Origin of the sequence: Deinococcus roseus, from assembly GCF_014646895.1 — a bacterium.
GTDB classification, from domain to species: domain Bacteria; phylum Deinococcota; class Deinococci; order Deinococcales; family Deinococcaceae; genus Deinococcus_C; species Deinococcus_C roseus.
This window is the reverse complement of record NZ_BMOD01000010.1, coordinates 1-15,785: the sequence shown is the minus strand read 5'-3', so window position 1 is coordinate 15,785 and position 15,785 is coordinate 1. Positions and strand designations below refer to the sequence as shown.

15 protein-coding genes are annotated in these 15,785 nt (G+C 55.8%); 4 read left to right on the top strand and 11 right to left on the bottom strand.

Features of this window, described 5'->3' with window-relative positions; all coding sequences use genetic code 11:
* Nucleotides 1-150 precede the first annotated feature (150 nt).
* The 3 genes from polA to IEY52_RS13685 form a co-directional block, all read right to left on the bottom strand.
* The gene (gene polA / locus IEY52_RS13695; RefSeq protein ID WP_189003269.1) at nucleotides 151-2,661 is read right to left on the bottom strand and encodes a DNA polymerase I; all 2,511 of its coding nucleotides are present in this window, start codon (nucleotides 2,659-2,661) and stop codon (nucleotides 151-153) included.
* 100 nt (nucleotides 2,662-2,761) lie between these two features.
* Nucleotides 2,762-3,088, bottom strand: a complete 327-nt coding sequence (locus tag IEY52_RS13690) for an FKBP-type peptidyl-prolyl cis-trans isomerase (protein ID WP_189003268.1) — start codon at nucleotides 3,086-3,088, stop codon at nucleotides 2,762-2,764.
* A gap of 5 nt (nucleotides 3,089-3,093) precedes the next feature.
* Nucleotides 3,094-3,465 (bottom strand): hypothetical protein, encoded by a 372-nt coding sequence (locus IEY52_RS13685; protein ID WP_189003267.1) that lies wholly within the window; start codon nucleotides 3,463-3,465, stop codon nucleotides 3,094-3,096.
* Nucleotides 3,466-3,537: 72 nt separating this feature from the next.
* Between IEY52_RS13685 and IEY52_RS13680 the strand changes: the two genes are divergently transcribed.
* Entirely contained in the window at nucleotides 3,538-4,014 is a 477-nt protein-coding gene (locus tag IEY52_RS13680) for a hypothetical protein (protein ID WP_189003266.1), read from the top strand.
* Between the two features lie 51 nt (nucleotides 4,015-4,065).
* Complete coding sequence (locus tag IEY52_RS13675) at nucleotides 4,066-4,545, top strand: hypothetical protein (RefSeq protein WP_189003265.1); 480 nt, start codon at nucleotides 4,066-4,068, stop codon at nucleotides 4,543-4,545.
* 67 nt (nucleotides 4,546-4,612) lie between these two features.
* Here the strand turns inward: IEY52_RS13675 and IEY52_RS13670 are convergent, their stop codons facing one another.
* From IEY52_RS13670 to IEY52_RS13635, 8 genes are all read right to left on the bottom strand, one after another.
* Nucleotides 4,613-5,572 (bottom strand): aldo/keto reductase family protein, encoded by a 960-nt coding sequence (locus IEY52_RS13670; RefSeq protein WP_189003264.1) that lies wholly within the window; start codon nucleotides 5,570-5,572, stop codon nucleotides 4,613-4,615.
* 245 nt (nucleotides 5,573-5,817) lie between these two features.
* The gene (locus IEY52_RS13665) at nucleotides 5,818-6,870 is read right to left on the bottom strand and encodes an FtsW/RodA/SpoVE family cell cycle protein (protein WP_189003263.1); all 1,053 of its coding nucleotides are present in this window, start codon (nucleotides 6,868-6,870) and stop codon (nucleotides 5,818-5,820) included.
* A gap of 540 nt (nucleotides 6,871-7,410) precedes the next feature.
* Complete coding sequence (locus tag IEY52_RS13660; protein WP_189003262.1) at nucleotides 7,411-9,054, bottom strand: glycoside hydrolase family 43 protein; 1,644 nt, start codon at nucleotides 9,052-9,054, stop codon at nucleotides 7,411-7,413.
* Nucleotides 9,024-10,376, bottom strand: coding sequence for a GH1 family beta-glucosidase (locus IEY52_RS13655; protein WP_189003261.1), 1,353 nt, complete (start codon nucleotides 10,374-10,376; stop codon nucleotides 9,024-9,026). Before IEY52_RS13655 ends, IEY52_RS13660 begins: the two co-directional genes overlap by 31 nt.
* Nucleotides 10,377-10,387: 11 nt before the next feature.
* Nucleotides 10,388-11,257, bottom strand: coding sequence for a carbohydrate ABC transporter permease (locus IEY52_RS13650; protein ID WP_189003260.1), 870 nt, complete (start codon nucleotides 11,255-11,257; stop codon nucleotides 10,388-10,390).
* 2 nt (nucleotides 11,258-11,259) lie between these two features.
* Nucleotides 11,260-12,249, bottom strand: coding sequence for a carbohydrate ABC transporter permease (locus IEY52_RS13645; protein ID WP_189003259.1), 990 nt, complete (start codon nucleotides 12,247-12,249; stop codon nucleotides 11,260-11,262).
* Between the two features lie 160 nt (nucleotides 12,250-12,409).
* Nucleotides 12,410-13,648: an ABC transporter substrate-binding protein gene (locus tag IEY52_RS13640; protein ID WP_189003258.1), complete on the bottom strand. Its 1,239-nt coding sequence runs from the start codon at nucleotides 13,646-13,648 to the stop codon at nucleotides 12,410-12,412.
* A gap of 131 nt (nucleotides 13,649-13,779) precedes the next feature.
* The gene (locus tag IEY52_RS13635; RefSeq protein WP_189003257.1) at nucleotides 13,780-14,781 is read right to left on the bottom strand and encodes a LacI family DNA-binding transcriptional regulator; all 1,002 of its coding nucleotides are present in this window, start codon (nucleotides 14,779-14,781) and stop codon (nucleotides 13,780-13,782) included.
* Nucleotides 14,782-14,905: 124 nt separating this feature from the next.
* Here IEY52_RS13635 and IEY52_RS13630 point away from each other — a divergent pair, with 124 nt between their 5' ends.
* Nucleotides 14,906-15,124 carry a hypothetical protein gene (locus tag IEY52_RS13630; protein ID WP_189003256.1) on the top strand — a complete coding sequence of 73 codons (219 nt, stop codon included), beginning with the start codon at nucleotides 14,906-14,908 and terminating at the stop codon, nucleotides 15,122-15,124.
* Between the two features lie 476 nt (nucleotides 15,125-15,600).
* A partial coding sequence (locus tag IEY52_RS13625; protein WP_189003255.1) for a hypothetical protein occupies nucleotides 15,601-15,785 on the top strand: 185 nt, incomplete at its 3' end.

Sequence of the window (15,785 nt, the reverse complement as noted above, 5' to 3'; positions counted from 1 at the left end):
TCTAGAACGAGAAAAATCCCCCTTCGTTAAGCGATCCAGTGCCGACCGGGCCGTCCCGGAGGCACGTGGTCAGGATCAAGAAGGGGGACAGCCTGGAGGCGTCAGCGAAAGGCAGGGGGATCTTACCCGCAGCAATCTCAAACAGCAACCTTATTTCGCCTCGTACCAGCTTTTCCCCACCCCAACTTCCACGGTCAGGGGCACTTTCATTTCGTAAGCCCCTTCCATGCAGGATTTGAGGATCTTGCTGGCCTCTTCCACACGGTCCTCGGGAACTTCCAGGACCAGTTCATCGTGGACCTGCAGGGTGAGTCTCGCTCCGGTGCCTTGCAGTTCTCTGTCCAGGGTCAGCATGGCTTTTTTGATGATGTCTGCAGCGGTGCCCTGGATGGGCATGTTGTAGGCCACCCGTTCTGCAGCTTCTCGGGCCACCTTGTTTTTGGTGTGGATTTCGGGAACGTAGCGCCTGCGGCCCAGCAGGGTTTGCACATAGCCGTGTTCACGACAGAACGCCAGGGTGTTTTCAATGTACTCGCGGATTTTGGGGTAGATGTTGAAGTAACGCTGGATGAAGGTGTTGGCCTCTGCGTAACTGATGCCCAGTTCGTTGGTGAGGCGGTGGGCACTCATGCCGTACAGCACCCCGAAGTTGATGGTTTTGGCTGCGCGGCGCTGCATGGGGGTCACGAACTCCTCGTGCATGTTGTAGATCTGCGCTGCGGTGCGGCGGTGGATGTCTGCATCGTGCAGGTAGGCATCAATCATGCTGGGGTCGCCGGAGATGTGGGCCAGGATGCGCAGTTCGATCTGGCTGTAATCTGCGGTCATCACCACGTTGCCGGGTTCTGCAATGAAGCCTTTGCGGATTTCACGCCCCAGATCAGAGCGCACCGGGATGTTCTGCAGGTTGGGGTTCAGGCTGCTTAGGCGACCTGTGGCAGCCACCGTCTGGGCAAAAGTGGTGTGCAGGCGTCCGGTTTTGGGGTGCACCAGAGAGGGGAGGGGATCCAGGTAGGTGCCTTTGAGTTTGGCCATTTCCCGGTATTCCAGCAGGCGGCCCACAATGGGGTGCTCTTCCCGCAGTTCTTCCAGCACGCTGGCCGCTGTGGAGCGTTTCCCGGTCAGTTTGGTCTTCTTGCCGCTGGCCAGTTGCAGTTCGTCGTACAGGATGGTTTCCAGCTGGTCACGTGAGTTGACATTGAATTCTTTGCCTGCAAAACCGTAAATGGCCTGTTCCAGGTTGCGAAGCTGTTGCCCCACACTCTCTGATAGGCCTTTCAGGAAGGGCACGTCCAGTTTGACCCCGGCCAGTTCCATGCGGGCCAGCACACAGGCGAGGGGCTTTTCCAGTTCCTCGTACAGCTTTTTCTGTTCTGCATTGAAGAGTTTTGGCAATTCATCCAGCATTTTGCGGGTCAGGCTCGCCTGCTGAGCAACATCTTCAGGCCATTCACTGTGCAGGTACCGCTGGGCCACATCTGCTGCACTGGCAAAATTGGGGTCCAGCACGTAAGCCATCAGGAGGGGATCGTCTCCGGGGTCCACCTCGATGCCGTTCAGGGTGGCCAGGGTGGCGAGTTCCTTGGCGTTGGCCGCCTGCACACTCTCCTGACCTTCCAGCACGCTGTAACTGGGGGGCAGGGCCAGATATGCAGCCTCCTCGGTGGCGTAGGAGATGGCTTTGAGGTCTGCATTCAGGTCATGGAGCTTGCTGACCCCGAAAGCCCACACGGCCCCCTGGGGCGCATCCTGCCATTCGGTGGCGACTTTTGCCGACACCTGGGTGCCCACCCCCAGTTCTTTTAAGAGCGAACGGAATTCCAGTTCGTTCAGCAAATCCCGCAGCTCGTCTTCCTGCATGGAACGCTGGTGTGCTTCCGAAAAATCCAGGCTGATGTCCAGGTCGGTGACCATGCAGGACAGCTCACGGGAAAACAGCACATCGTCGTAACTGGCCAGGATTTTGTCTGCCACCTTGGGGGGTTTGAGGGTGCCGTTTTTGGCGGCTTCCAGAATGGCATCCAGGGTCTGGTGTTCCTGCAGCAGTTTGGCAGCGGTTTTCTCCCCGATGCCCTTCGCTCCCGGGATGTTGTCGCTGGCATCACCAATCATGGCCCGGAAGTCCACCCATTGCTCTACCGTGACCCCGTATTTCTCTTTCACGCCGTCTTCGGTCATCAGGGACCAGTCGCTGCGGATCACCTGCACGTTCTTGTTGATCAGCTGGTAGGAATCGCGGTCGCTGGTCAGGATGTGAACGATGTAGCCTTCTTTTTCGGCTTTCTTGGAGAGGGTTCCGATGATGTCATCGGCCTCGTAGTTCTCAACCTCAAAGCGGCGGATGCCCATCAGGTCCAGGGTCTGCTTGATGCGTTTGATCTGGCCGGGAAGGTCCTGGGGCATCTCTGCCCGACCCGCCTTGTACCCCTCGTACTGGTCGTGCCGGAAGGTGCGGCCCAGATCAAAGGTGACCAGAATGCAGTGCCCCTCGTCTTTGAGCAGGCGTGTGATGGTTTTCAGGAATCCGAAAACGGCGTTCAGCGATTCGCCTTTGGAGTTGGTCAGGGATGTGATGGCAAAGTAAGACCGGAAAGCCAGGGCATGGCCGTCCACAATCACAATTTTCTTGATTGCAGCACCCGAAGAATTCGTTACAGACATAATCTTATTGTACCAAGAAGCTGCAACAGAAACGAGTTTTCGCACCCCTCAAACAGAAAACCCTCTCCGATCAGGAGAGGGGAGATCTGCAAAACCTGGTTTACTTGACCCCGACCACTTCCACATCAAAAATCAGGGTGGCATTGGGGGGAATCACGCCGGGAATGCCATGGCGGCCATAAGCCAGATCACCAGGAATGGTGAGTTTGGCCTTGTCTCCCACTTTGAGTTGCAGCAGGCCCTGGTCCCACCCGGCAATGACGTAACCGATGCCCACAGGAAATTCCAGGGGTTCACCGCGGTCCAGGGAAGAATCAAATTTCTTGCCGTTTTCCAGGGTGCCGGTGTAATGCACCCGCACCGTCTGGCCCTTCTGAAGCTGGGGGCCGTTGCCTTCGTGCAGTTTTTCAACAATGAGTCCTGACATGACGGTCAGTCTAACACTTTAAAACGCATGGCAGACCAGACTCTGTCTACAGAAACCATCCCGATGCCTTCGAGTCCCAGCGGTTTCAGGTGGGTGTAAAGGGTGTCCCGGTTGAAGGTTTTGTTGCCTTTGGGATAAAGGAGCCACAAAAGGGTTTTGCTGCTGGTCGCTGCTTTGATGGCATCCAGCAAACCATCAAGCTCGCTCTGGTTGTGCAGATAAACCAGCACAGCATCAGGCTTTTCGGTGGTGTTGGCTTCAATCCATTCCTCGGGTCTGGGACTGGGATTTCCAAACACCTGAATCTGGTGCCCGGGTTTCAGGCGCATCTTCTGGAAAGCAGACTTCTCTGGTTTCTCTGCTGGTTTTTCCATCATGGATTCAGTTTAAGGGGTCAAGGGCTGAAACCCCTTTTGCAGAAACTGCAGCAGCAGTAAGATGCACTCAGGATGAACACCCCCGATTACAGCCTGAATTTCTCTGCCTATGAATGGGAAGAGCTCTGCGAAGCCCCGGTGCTGGCCGGAATCACCGTGATGGACGCGCACCCTTCGGGATGGCTGGGCAGCCTGGAAGAACTCAGGAGCCTGAAAGCCTGTCTTGCCCCTGTGCCAGACGACCATTCCCTGATTGTCGAGGTGAAAAAATCCATCCTGGCCCAGGATCTGATTGGTCCAGAACGCCAGAAATCCTTTGCTGAGATCAGGGAACGCACCCTGCAGGTGCTCAGAAACCTGTCTGCTGTTCTGCCAGACCGTCTGGATGAGCCCTCCCAGACTGCTTATCTGCAATTCATCAAAAACCTGATGGAAAGGGTGGCAGATGCGGCCAGAGAAGGGGGCATCCTGGGTTCGCAGACCCAGAACATCAGCCCCCAGGAACGCGCGGTGATTGAGGAGCTTTCTCGCGCTCTGGACCCAGAATGAATCACCCAGGTCCAGGTTGCTGACCTCTGCTGAAAGCAGTAAGATCCGGTCATGGACCTCAAACCCCAGCACCTTGTGGAATACAACTTTGACGACCAGGACTGGAATGTCCTGCTGACCACCCCGATTCTGGCAGGCCTGACCGTGGCCCACGCCCATGCTTCTGGCTGGACGGGGGTGCAGGAAGAATACCGCGTTCTGGCCAACTGCTTTGAGGAAACGGCAGACGACCACGCCGTGATCGTGTATCTGAAGTCCGAAGTGCTCAAACGGGGCCTGCTGGACGAAAAACGCGGCACCAACGGCACAGAACTCAAATCCCTGGCCCAGGGACAGATCCTGATGGTGCGCGGCCTGCTGGAACGCAAGAGCAACAGCGAAATTTACCGTGCTTACACAGATTTCCTGGGCAAAGTGCTGAGTCGGGTGGCCGGGGCCGCCAGAGAGGGTGGCCTTTTCAATGCCGAGCCCAACAAGATCAGCGACCTGGAAATGCAAGTGATGGCCGACCTACTGAAAATGCTGGATTGATCCGGTCAGACAGAGCAGCACAAACAGAAAAGGCGCCAACTGGCGGCTTTTCTGTTTGTGGGAGGGCTCAGTAGACGCTGGTTTTCCCTGGAAAGAGGGTCTCAATGCGGGCCAGCACATCATCAGAAAGCTTCACGCCAGCAGCCCGGATGTTGTCTTCCACATGGCTGACTTTTGTTGCTCCGATGATGGCGCTTGACACCCCCTTCTGACGCAGCACCCAGGCCAGGGCCAGTTCGCTGCGGGTCAGGTTCAGGTCATCGGCAATGGCTTTGAATTGCCTGACCTTCTCCACGTTTTCATCGGTCACGAAGCGTTTGGCGAAACCCTCGTTCTGCGCCATGCGGGTGCCTTCGGGAATGCCGTTGTCGTACTTGCCGGTCAGCATGCCCATGCCCAGAGGGCTCCAGACCACCAGCCCCAGACCGTGCGGGTCGGTGTAGGGCAGGATTTCCTTCTCCACCCGGTCCCGGTACATCAGGCTGTACTGGGGCTGCTCGACCACGGGGGCATGCAGGCCGTTGGCTTTTGCAAAGGCCACGGCTTCGGCAATCTGGGCTGCGGTCCATTCGCTGGTCCCCCAGTAAAGGGCTTTGCCATCCCGCACCACCTGATCGAAAGCCATCACGGTTTCCTCGATGGGGGTTTCCAGGTCATAACGGTGGGCAAAGTAAATGTCCAGGTATTCGGTCTGCAGGCGCTTCAGGCTGCGGTCAATGCTGCCCAGAATGTGCTTGCGGCTCAGGCCCCGGTCGTTCACATCATCGGACATGGGCCAGTAGACCTTGCTGGAGATCACCAGACGGTGACGGGGGAGTTCTTTCAGGACATTCCCCATCATTTCTTCGGATTTGCCTCCAGCGTACACATCAGCCTGATCAAAGAAGTTGATGCCCGACTCGTAGGCTTTCAGGATGATGTCTCGGGTCAAATCGGTGTCTGTCACCTGGTTTCCGAAGGTCACCCAGCCTCCCAGAGAAATTTCGCTGACCTTCAGGCCACTTCTGCCCAGTTTGCGGTATTCCATGTTTCGCTCCTTAAAAAATGGCAGTTGATCGGGAACACTTTACTGTTTTGATCCACTTTCCAAAGCCGTGGAAGCTCACAATTGAGGGTAAGCCAGACGGCTTAGGGCGGGTTTTCAGTTCACAGTTTTCAGTACGCAGCAGAAACCTTTGCAGACCGCTGGGACTTGTCAACCTCCCTGCTGAAAAAGCACCTGGCTTCTCTCATGTTTTGCTGACAGCTGATGGCTGATGGCTGATCGCTCTCTCAAATGCTGTTGTAACGGTCCCGATGAATCACGTAAGCCATGGCCAGCGTGGAGAGCACCGAAATCAGGGAACTCAGGCCGTAAGACACCAGAGGGAGGGTGATACCGGTCAGGGGCAGCAGGGACATGGTGGCTCCCATGTTTTCCAGGGATTGGGCCCCCATCTGGCCCAGCACCCCTGCAAACAGCAACTGGTCCTGCAAGTGCGGGCTTTCTCCGCCCATCACTGCCAGCCGCCAGAACAGCGCCCCAAACAGCACCAGCAGGAAGATGGCCCCCACAAAACCCTGCTCTTCAGCCCAGGCTGCAAAAATAAAATCGGTGTGAGGGAAAGGCACAAAGCCGTTCTGGGTCTGGGTGCCCTGCTTGTAGCCCTTGCCCATCAGGCCCCCTGATCCAATGGCAATCATGCCCTGCACCTGCTGGTAGCCATAGTTGCGGGCATCTTTCATGGGGTTGATGAAGATGGTCAGGCGTTGCTGCTGGTAAGGCTGCAATTTCGGATAGACCACCGTGGGAAAAGCAATGGCCACCGCCACCACCACCGCCAGAAAATGCCAGATGGGAATGCGGTACACCAGCATCATGCCTGCAAAGATTCCGCTGAGCACCATGGCTCCCCCGAAATCTTCTTTGATCACCAATCCCAGGATGGGCAGGAACAAGAGCAGGGGAAAGAAGTAACTCCTCAGACCCTGATAACCACCTTTCATCACCCTTGCAAGGGTGATGATCAGGGCCAGTTTGGCAATTTCCAGAGGCTGGAATTGCAGAGGGCCAATCACCAGCCAGTTGCGGGAACCGTTGACCTCGCGGCCAATCACCATGGTGGCGACCAGCAAGAGCAAAGCCAGACCGTAAATCAGAAAAGAGAAACGGTACAGACGTTCTCTGCCCGTGACCCACAAAATGCCCATGGGAACCAGACTGATGCCGATGCCCAGAATCTGTTTTTGAAAATCTGCAGGGGTGGCTGCAGAACTGACCGCCACCAGACCCACACCAAGCAGGGCCAGGATCAGCAGGGGGAGTGCAACTTCATACCGAATCATCAGTAACAGGGTAAAACTTTTGGCTTTCAGGTGTATGAAAACGCACTGGATTCAGGGTGCTGCAGACCAGACAAAAAAGTTGTCTGCGGTGGATTTGCCGCTCGCACCGCAGACTGCCGCTTGAAGAGAAGGAAAGGAGTGAGAACCAGACTTCGTTAAAACGCTCAGAGGAGGCATCTGCCGCAACGCCTGCCCGTGATCGGGTTCTCCAGAAGGAGAGGGGAGAGGGCTTGAAAACGTCATCTTAAAAAGAGGACTTCTGGCGGATTTTTGGCCTCAAAATGACCTGAGAAATGTCAGGAAGGCCAGACGGTTCTGAAAAGTTGATCCACGAAAAGGGATCTCTGGGGAAAAGGCTGTTCTCTTTTTGTGCTGTGAAACAGATTTTTTCTGTTTCTTGAAAAAGAAGGGCTTACTGGTGGAGTTGAAAGGTGATGATTTTCAGGAAAGGAGGATGGGAAACCCTTCACTGGAACGTTGTTTTGACTGGAAAGCGCTTTCAGATGCATGGGTTCTCCTCCTTTCTCGGAAAATCAGATCTCATTCCAGCTCGGTATAGCGGAAGAAATCGAAGTCAGCGGCTTTGCGGGTGCCGCCGAGGTCCTGGACACACATGCCCACAAAAGCGCCCGTGAAAGCCAGACCATTCACGTAGTCATCGGAGAGCTTGCTGGACTGGAAATCAGGCCCCAATCGGGTCCAGTTCTGACCATCCAGGGCGTAACTGAAGTGGAAGGTGTCGTGCTGGAAAGTCACCCGCATCCAGACTTTTTGCTGGTGTGGATCAAGAGGAATTTCTGTGGTGGGTTCATCGTATTTGCCTGCATCGCACTGCAGCAGTTGCAGGTTTCTGCCATTTTCTTCACTGAAGCTGACCCGCAGGTAAACCCAGTGGCGCACATCGTAGAAAGCAACCAGACCTGCCATCTGCTGGAAGCTTTCGGGTGAAAATTCCACACAGGTTTCTGCTTCTGCTCTGAAAGCTTGCAACCTTCTGGCGATCAGGCTCTGTCTGTGTCTGGAGAGCAGGGATTCCTGTCCTTTCAGACGCAGGAAACCGGGTCTTTCAGAGAGGCTCAGCCAGTGTTCTGTCACAGGAATGCGCAGGCTCTGGAAGTGCAGGTTGAGGGTTGGAGAATCAAAGCCGTCCAGCTCAGGCTCTTTTGGCCAGGGGTGGGCAGGAAGTTGGGGCGCAGGAACGTCCTGTTCAGGGGTGTTCTTGCCCGAAACCAGCCTCAGCCAGCCCTCTTCAGTCCATTCCACCTTTTGCAGGGAGGTTTCCCGACCCAGCAAGCAGTGTCCCAGCGTTCCGGTTTCCAGGGGTCTGCCACACAGGTGGGCCAGGTACCATTCGCCAGATGGGGTGTCTGTCAGGCTGGCATGACCGGCTTTCTGGATGGGCAGCTCTGGATGGTTTCTGGAGGTCAGCAGGGGCGTCTGGGGATCCAGTTCGTAAGGACCATCCAGGGTTCTGGAACGGGCCACGGTCACCGCATGGTCGTAACTGGTTCCGCCTTCAGCCACCATCAGGTGATAGAAGTCACCTCTTTTGTAGATGTGGGGGCCTTCGGTCAGGCCAATGGAAGAACCAGAAAAGATCTTCTTGATGGGTCCGACCAGTTTCTGCTGCACGGCATCGTATTCCTGCAACACGGTTCCGGCGAAGGGGTTTTTGCCTTTGCGCCAGTCCCACAGCATGTTGACCAGCCATTTTCTGCCGTCATCATCGTGAAAGAGGCTGGGGTCAAAACCGCTGCTGTTCAGGTAAATGGGTTCACTCCAGGGACCTTCGATGTTTTCTGCGGTCACCAGGTAATTGTGGGTGTCTTTGAAAGGCTCCCTCAAATTGCCCCAGTGTTTCACATCGGTGTAGATCAGGTAAAACCTCTCACCATCGTGGGTCAGACAGGGTGCCCAGATGCCACCAGAGTCAGGATTGCCCAGCATGTCCAGCTGGGAAGTGCGATTCAAAGGGCGGGTCAGCAGTTTCCAGTTCACCAGATCGCGGGAGTGGTGGATCTGCACTCCGGGAAACCACTCGAAGGTGGAGGTCGCCAGATAGAAGTCCTCACCGACCCGCAGAATGCTGGGATCAGGATTAAAACCCCGCAAAACGGGGTTCTGGATCCTGTGGGCTTGCGGCCCAGCAGGGGTTATTGCTGTTTCAGGAAGTCCTGATACCATAATGCACTGTCTTTCAGGATGCGCTGCTGGGTTTCGTAGTCCACATAGACCACCCCGAAGCGTTTGCTGTACCCAAAGGCCCACTCAAAGTTGTCCATCAGGGACCACACGAAGTAACCCTTCAGGGGCACTCCGGCTTCGATGGTTTTGTGGGCAGCTTTGAAGTGCTCGGAGAGGTAATTGATGCGGTCGGTGTCATGCACCTGGCCGTCGTCTGCCACCTTGTCCGGGTAAGCTGCGCCGTTCTCGGTGATGTAGATGTCAGGCAGGTTGTAGTCCTTGTGCAGGCGGATCAGCAAATCACTGAGGCCAGAGGGGTATTCTTCCCAGCCCATGTCGGTGTACTTGGTGTCTGCGGGAAGTTGCTGGTCTGCCGTGGACACAAAAGCACGGGTGTAATAGTTGATCCCCATGAAATCAATGGGCTGTGAAGACAGGGCCAGGTCTCCGGGCAGCACGGTGGGGCGCACGTCTTCGCTGTAGTGGTCCCACACGTCCTGGGGGTAAGAACCTTTCAGGATGGGGTCTAAAAACCAGCGGTTGCCCTTGCCATCGGCAAGCCAGGCTTCGGCTTTGTCGGCTTCAGTTTCACTGGCAGCGTAGGCAGGGGTGAGGTTCAGCACAATGCCCAGCTGGCTGGTCAGGTTCATGGTTCGCAGGCGTTGCAGGGCCAGACCGTGTGCGAGGTGCAGGTGGTGGGCCACGGCCAGTGCAGCTTTGCGGTCGAACTTGCCGGGAGCGTGGTGCCCCAGTTCGTTGGACAGGATGGACACGCACCAGGGCTCATTGAAGGTGGCGTAACTCTTGACGCGGCTGCCCAGGCGATCAGCAACCACAGCTGCATAATCTGCAAAGTAATAGGCCACATCGCGGTTTTCCCAGCCTCCAATGTCCTGCAGGCACTGGGGCAGATCCCAGTGGTACAGGGTCACGTGGGGCTCGATGCCGCGCTCGATCAGGCCGTCCACGATGCGCTCGTAGAAGTCCAGGCCTTCCTGGTTGATTTCACCTTTGCCGCTGGGAATCACGCGTGGCCAGGCGATGGAGAAGCGGTAGGCTTGCACTCCCAGGCTCTTGATCAGATCCAGGTCCTGTTCCCACAGGTGGTAGTGGTCGCAAGCCACCTCTCCGTTGGTCTGGTCAATGATCTTGCCTTCGGTGGCGCAGAAGGTGTCCCAGATGCTGGGACTGCGCCCCCCTTCAAAGGTTGCACCTTCAATCTGGAAGCTGCTGGTGGCCGTGCCCCACACAAACCCTGTGGGGAACTGGGGCATGCCCAGAGCAGAAACTTTTTGAATCGGATCGGCGGATTTGACAGTCATCTGAAAGTTCCTTACCCTTTCACTGCCCCGGAGGTGATCCCGGAAACCAGTTGGCGTGAAGTGAAGACGAAGAGGATCAGGAGGGGAATGGTGGCAATGGAGGTGCCAAGCAGCAATGCTCCCCATTCGGTGGTGCTCAGGCCCTGCAGGCTGCGCAGCACCAGGGGAAGCGTGAAGGTTTCCTGTTCACGCAGCATCACCAGGGCGTTGGAAAAAGCATTCCAGGAACCAATCAGGGTGGTCAGGCCCAGGGTGGCCATCACGGGACCCAGCAGGGGCAGCACCACGGCCCAGTAGATGCGGAATTCAGAGCAACCGTCGATGCGGGCAGCTTCCATCAGTTCTTTGGGGATGGAGGAGATGATGTACTGGCGCATCAGAAAGATGCCGAAAGCGTTGGCAGCACCGGGAAAGTACAGCGCGATGGGTTTTCCGACCCAGCCGATTTGCTGCATGATCAGGTAGTAAGGCACCAGACCCAGCAGACCGGGAATCAGCACCGTGCCCAGCAGCAGACCGAACATGATCTTCTTGCCTTTGAACTCGTACATGGCGAAGGCGTAACCGCCCAGAGAGCAGAAGAACAGGGTGAAGGCCACGCTCATGATGGAGATGTAGGTGCTGTTCCAGAAAGCACGCCAGAAATTGGCTTTTTCCAGCAGGATCTGGTAATTCAGAGGCATGTCTGTACCGAACCAGGTGTGCACAGGCAGGTCAAAGGTGTGCCCTTTAGCGTAGGTGGCCAGCACGAACATCAGGTAAAGAGGGGCCAGAGTGAAGATGGCCATGAACAGCAACACACCGTTGAGAGCGAGCTTTCCGCCCAGTGCGCGTTGTTCCAGGGAACGGACTTTGGTGGGTTTGTTTAAAGAAGTGGTCATGTTCAAGCCTCCGTGCTGTTGGCGCTGCGTCCAAAGGCCAGGTTGGTGAGAACGGTGATGATCAGAACCAGGATGAAGAGCAGCCAGGCCACTGCAGCAGCAGCACCCATGTCGTTGGCAATGAACGCATTGTAGTAAAGGTAATAGCCAATGGTTTCACCGCTGTGGTCCTGTCCACCGGCGGGTGGTCCAGACAGCAGGATCAGCACTTCGTCAAACAGGTTGAGGTTTCCGACCACGGTGCCGATGGTGGCAAAGTAGGCGATGGGGCGCAACAGGGGCAGGGTGATGTACCAGAATTGCTGGATGCGGGAAGCGCCGTCCACTTCAGCGGCTTCGTAGATGTCACTGCTGATGGTCTGCAGACCGGCGAGGTACAGCACGGTGTTGTAGCCGAAGTAACGCCAGAAAATCAGAATGCACAGCAGGGGCTTGGTATAGTTGCGGTCAAACGTCCACTTGATGTAGTTTTCACCGTCTTTGTCAGGGATGATGGAACCCAGGATGGGGAAATCGTTGAGCCACAGCAGGAACTGGTTGACGATGCCGCGCTGCTCGCTGAACAGCACCGAGATCACGATGGCGATGGCCACCGTGGAGGTGACGTAAGGCACCAGGAACGCTGCAGTGAAGAAGTGTTTGAAGCGTTTGACCTGGGTGTGCAGGATGTAAGCCAGAGGAATGGCCACCATGTGCTGGGGAAGGCCGGAAACGATGGCGATCCACAGGGTGTTGTAGATGGTGGTGCGAAACTCGGGCTCAGCCAGCACGTAGGTGAAATTGGAGAGTCCGACAAATTTCATGGTGCTTAGACCAGCGGCGGAGTTCCAGCTGCTGAAAGCCAGCACCAGCGAAAAGACGATGGGCAGCAGGCCAAAAATGGCGAACAGAATAAAAAACGGACTGACAAAAACGTATGGAGCAGCATCCTTCTGGAAAGTGTTCCAGTTGAAGGACTTCCGTTGTATCTCTTTTTTGGTGGTGGTGGTCATAAAAACTCCTTACCCTCTTGCACCTTTCTGGTGAAGGCTGTCCGAGAAAGCGCACTGATTGTTCAGAATGGCTGCTGCTTGCTGAACAGCTCTCAAGGTTGTCTCCCCAAAGCCCCCCTTCTAGAGGCTTTGGGGAGGAGAGCACTAAAAAGTCAGGTGCTTAGTTTCCGCGCTTGACGCGACGCTCAACCAGGGCCTGGGCTTCGTCCAGAGCGCCCTTGATGTCAGCGCCATCGTTGAGGATCTTGGTGAGGGCAGCGCCGAAAGCGTCGTCAGCCACAGCGTCGTACTTGTTGGCATCGAAGGGACGGGTGTTGTTGGCTGCACGGACCCACATGGTGCGGGCAGTGGTCTGGCCACCCAGGAACTCAACGGGCTGGCGCATCAGGGGGCTGTTCTGGGCAGCTTTGAGGGAGGGGAGGGCGGAGATGGCTTTGAAGGAGTTCAGTTGCACGTCTTTGTTCAGGGCGTAGAACTTGATGAATTCCCAGGCCAGGTCTTTTTGCTTGCTCTGCTTGGGCACGGCCAGGAAGCTTCCGCCCCAGGTGGCGTAGCTCTTGCCGGGGAGGTCAGCAGCGCGCCATTTGCCGGAGGTTTCGGGCACAACGCCGTGCATGGTGCCTTCGAACCAGGCGCCGAAGGGCTGGGTGGCAATCTTGCCTTTGTTCAGTCCGTCGGTCCACTCGGGGCTCCACTCACCGACGTTGGCGTCGATCTTGGCGTCACGGGCAGCTTTGGCCAGTTGAGCGGCTTTCACGAAACGGGCGCTGTTCAGGACAGGGTTGCCTTTGGCGTCGAAGTAGAGGCTCTCACCAGCGGCGATGTTGGCGCGGACGTAAGCACGGGCAATGAAGCCAGCGTTGTGCAGCAGGTAAGCGCCAGTGGCGGCTTTGATCTTCTTACCAGCATCGATGTAGCTTTCCCAGCTCTTGGTCAGGCTGGCGGTGCTGACGCCGGCTTTCTTGAGGATGTCGTCGCGGTAGAACAGGGTGCCGGGAGCGATGTCCACGGGGAACACGAACATGCCACCGTCGGGGTTGGAGGCTTGAGCCCATGCGTAACCGGTGATCAGGTTCTGGTACTGCTTGGCGCTGTAGGGGGATTTGGTCAGGTCTTCCAGACCGCCGGATTCGCCGAACTTGGCCACGAAGCCGATTTCCACGCAGGCCACGTCGCCAGCGCCGGAGCCGGTGGCCAGGGCGGTGGTGAGGGCGTTGTGGTGGTCACCGTAGTTCAGGGTGTTGACCTTGATGTCCACATCGGGGTGCAGCTTTTTCCACATGGGGATGGCTGCTTCGATGGGTTCGTTCAGGTTGGAGAAGCAGTTGATGGTGAGGGTGGCAGCTTGAGCGGCACTACCGAGGGCAAGAACAACAAACAGACCGAGAGCTTTCTTCATACTTTCCTCCACTTCATTCCTCTTCAAGAATGTTGAGACGACTTTAGAGCAAACGTTTGACCAGTTGAAACCGCTTTCAGGTGGGTTCTATGTCATGGAACCTGAAACCTCCGTGAAAGAGCCTTGCGGACTCAGCGCAAAAGCGCTGTGGATTCACGAACAATGAGCTGGGACTGGAAATTGTGCAGGGTGTAGGGCCTGTTTTCCAGCATGAGCAGGATCACCCTGGCGGCTTCACGACCAAATTCCAGGGTCGGGAAACGCACGGTGGTGAGGGGGGGCGTCATGTAAGAGCAGCCGGGCAGGTCATCGAAACCCACCAGAGAAATGTCGTGTGGAACACGGATGCCTCTGCGGTAGAGGGCGAGCTTTGCCCCGAAGGCCATCTGGTCGTTGCTTCCCAGGATCGCAGTGAAATTGCGGGTCTTGGAAAACAGGGCGTCCATGGCCAGAACACCCGATTGCTCGGTGAAATTGCCTTCCACCACCAGGTCAAGATCGAGCTGCAAACCGGCTTCCTGGATGGCTTTTTTGTAGCCCTGGTAGCGATCATGCGCGGCCTTGTTGTGCAGTGGGCCGGAGATGTGGGCGATGCGGGAATGTCCCAGTTCGATCAGGTGCCGGGTGCCCATGTAGGCCCCCTGGGTGTGATCGATGTCCAGACAGTGCCTTTCCATGCCTTTGATGCGGCGTCCGATCACGATGATGGGCATGGATTTGGCAAGCAGAAGCAGTTCGCGTTCGGGAACCAGACCGTCCAGGACGATCATGGCGTCTACACGTCTGCCGCTGAGCACCCGCAGGGCTTCTTTCTCGCGGTCGGCGCGCCAGTGTCCACTGGCAAAAATGGGGTGGTAAGGACTGCCGTCCAGACCCTGCTCGATGCCTTTGAGGATTTCTCCGTAGAACGGGCTGGAGATTTCCTGGGTCACCACACCAATGCTGAGAGATTTTCCCTGTGCCAGACCTTTGGCGAGGACGTTGGGGCTGTAACCAAGACGCTGAATGGCTTCCAGAACGGCTTTGTGCTTCTCAGGAGCCACCTGGGCAGTGCCATTGATCACCCGCGAGACGGTGCTGGGGGAAACTCCAGCTTCTCGGGCAACATGATTTAAGGTAACAGTCTCGCGCACATGTCCTCCCTGTGGAACACGCTTTCAGGTTCTTTTCAGTTGGTGTGCATACAGTGAATCATGATTTGAAAGCGTTGTCAAGAGAGCGTTTGCTCAAATTGCCCTGAAATCTTTCAGAAAAATCTTGAAAGGCGTGCTGGAAGATAAAAAATGCGTTTTCAAAGTTGGTGGTGATTTCGAGGTTTGCCAGACCTTTCCGAAAAAATCCAGAACATTCAGAAAGAATTTCAAGCTTTTGCAGCAAAACCTGAAAAGTGTAAACAGAAAACCCTGTCCAGTGGCTGCAGAAGCAGCTTCTGAAAGGATTAGTGCCCACCCAGCAGATTTGCAACAAAACCATTGAAACTCACCATCCTTTCATGCCAGAAGTTTGTTTCTTGAAAAAACGAAGCCTGCAAAGGATCAGGCAGGTTCGACTGGTCTTTATCTAACCTTAATCTTTTGAGGGCTTCAGGCTGTTGGTTGGTTCCCATTGTGCGCAAATTGTCTTACAGAGTTCTTCTTGGGAATCTTTTTTTGAGAACGAATTCAAAACACCTGCACCCAGAAGGCACTGCGCAACCATCAGAAATGTTTCTGGTCAGGTTTGAGGTTCTTTCAGCGAAGATGGCTAAAAAGAAACTAACTTACACAATGCCATTTGTAAAATACCATGAGAAAAATGAGCGGAGATGGAGTGATTGGAAATGCTTCCAGAAAAGCATTGACTTCGTGTTGGGGTCGGTATTTAATCAATTCATACCAAATCAAAACAGGCTGACATCTGGGTTGCAGACAGCATTTTGCTGCCTGTGGTGCAGGTGGGCTGAAGGGGACAACATGGTGTCAAAACGCACGATGGGAGGGTCACTGTTGCTGACCCTCGCACTGGTGGTCAGCTCTTGCGGGAGCCAGACCCCCACAACCAAACAGCAGGTTCAGGCGCAGGCGAACGGGAACCTGCAGGTGTACTACAAGAAACCCACCGCCTGGGGAAATGCCAACATTCATTACTGGAACACCGT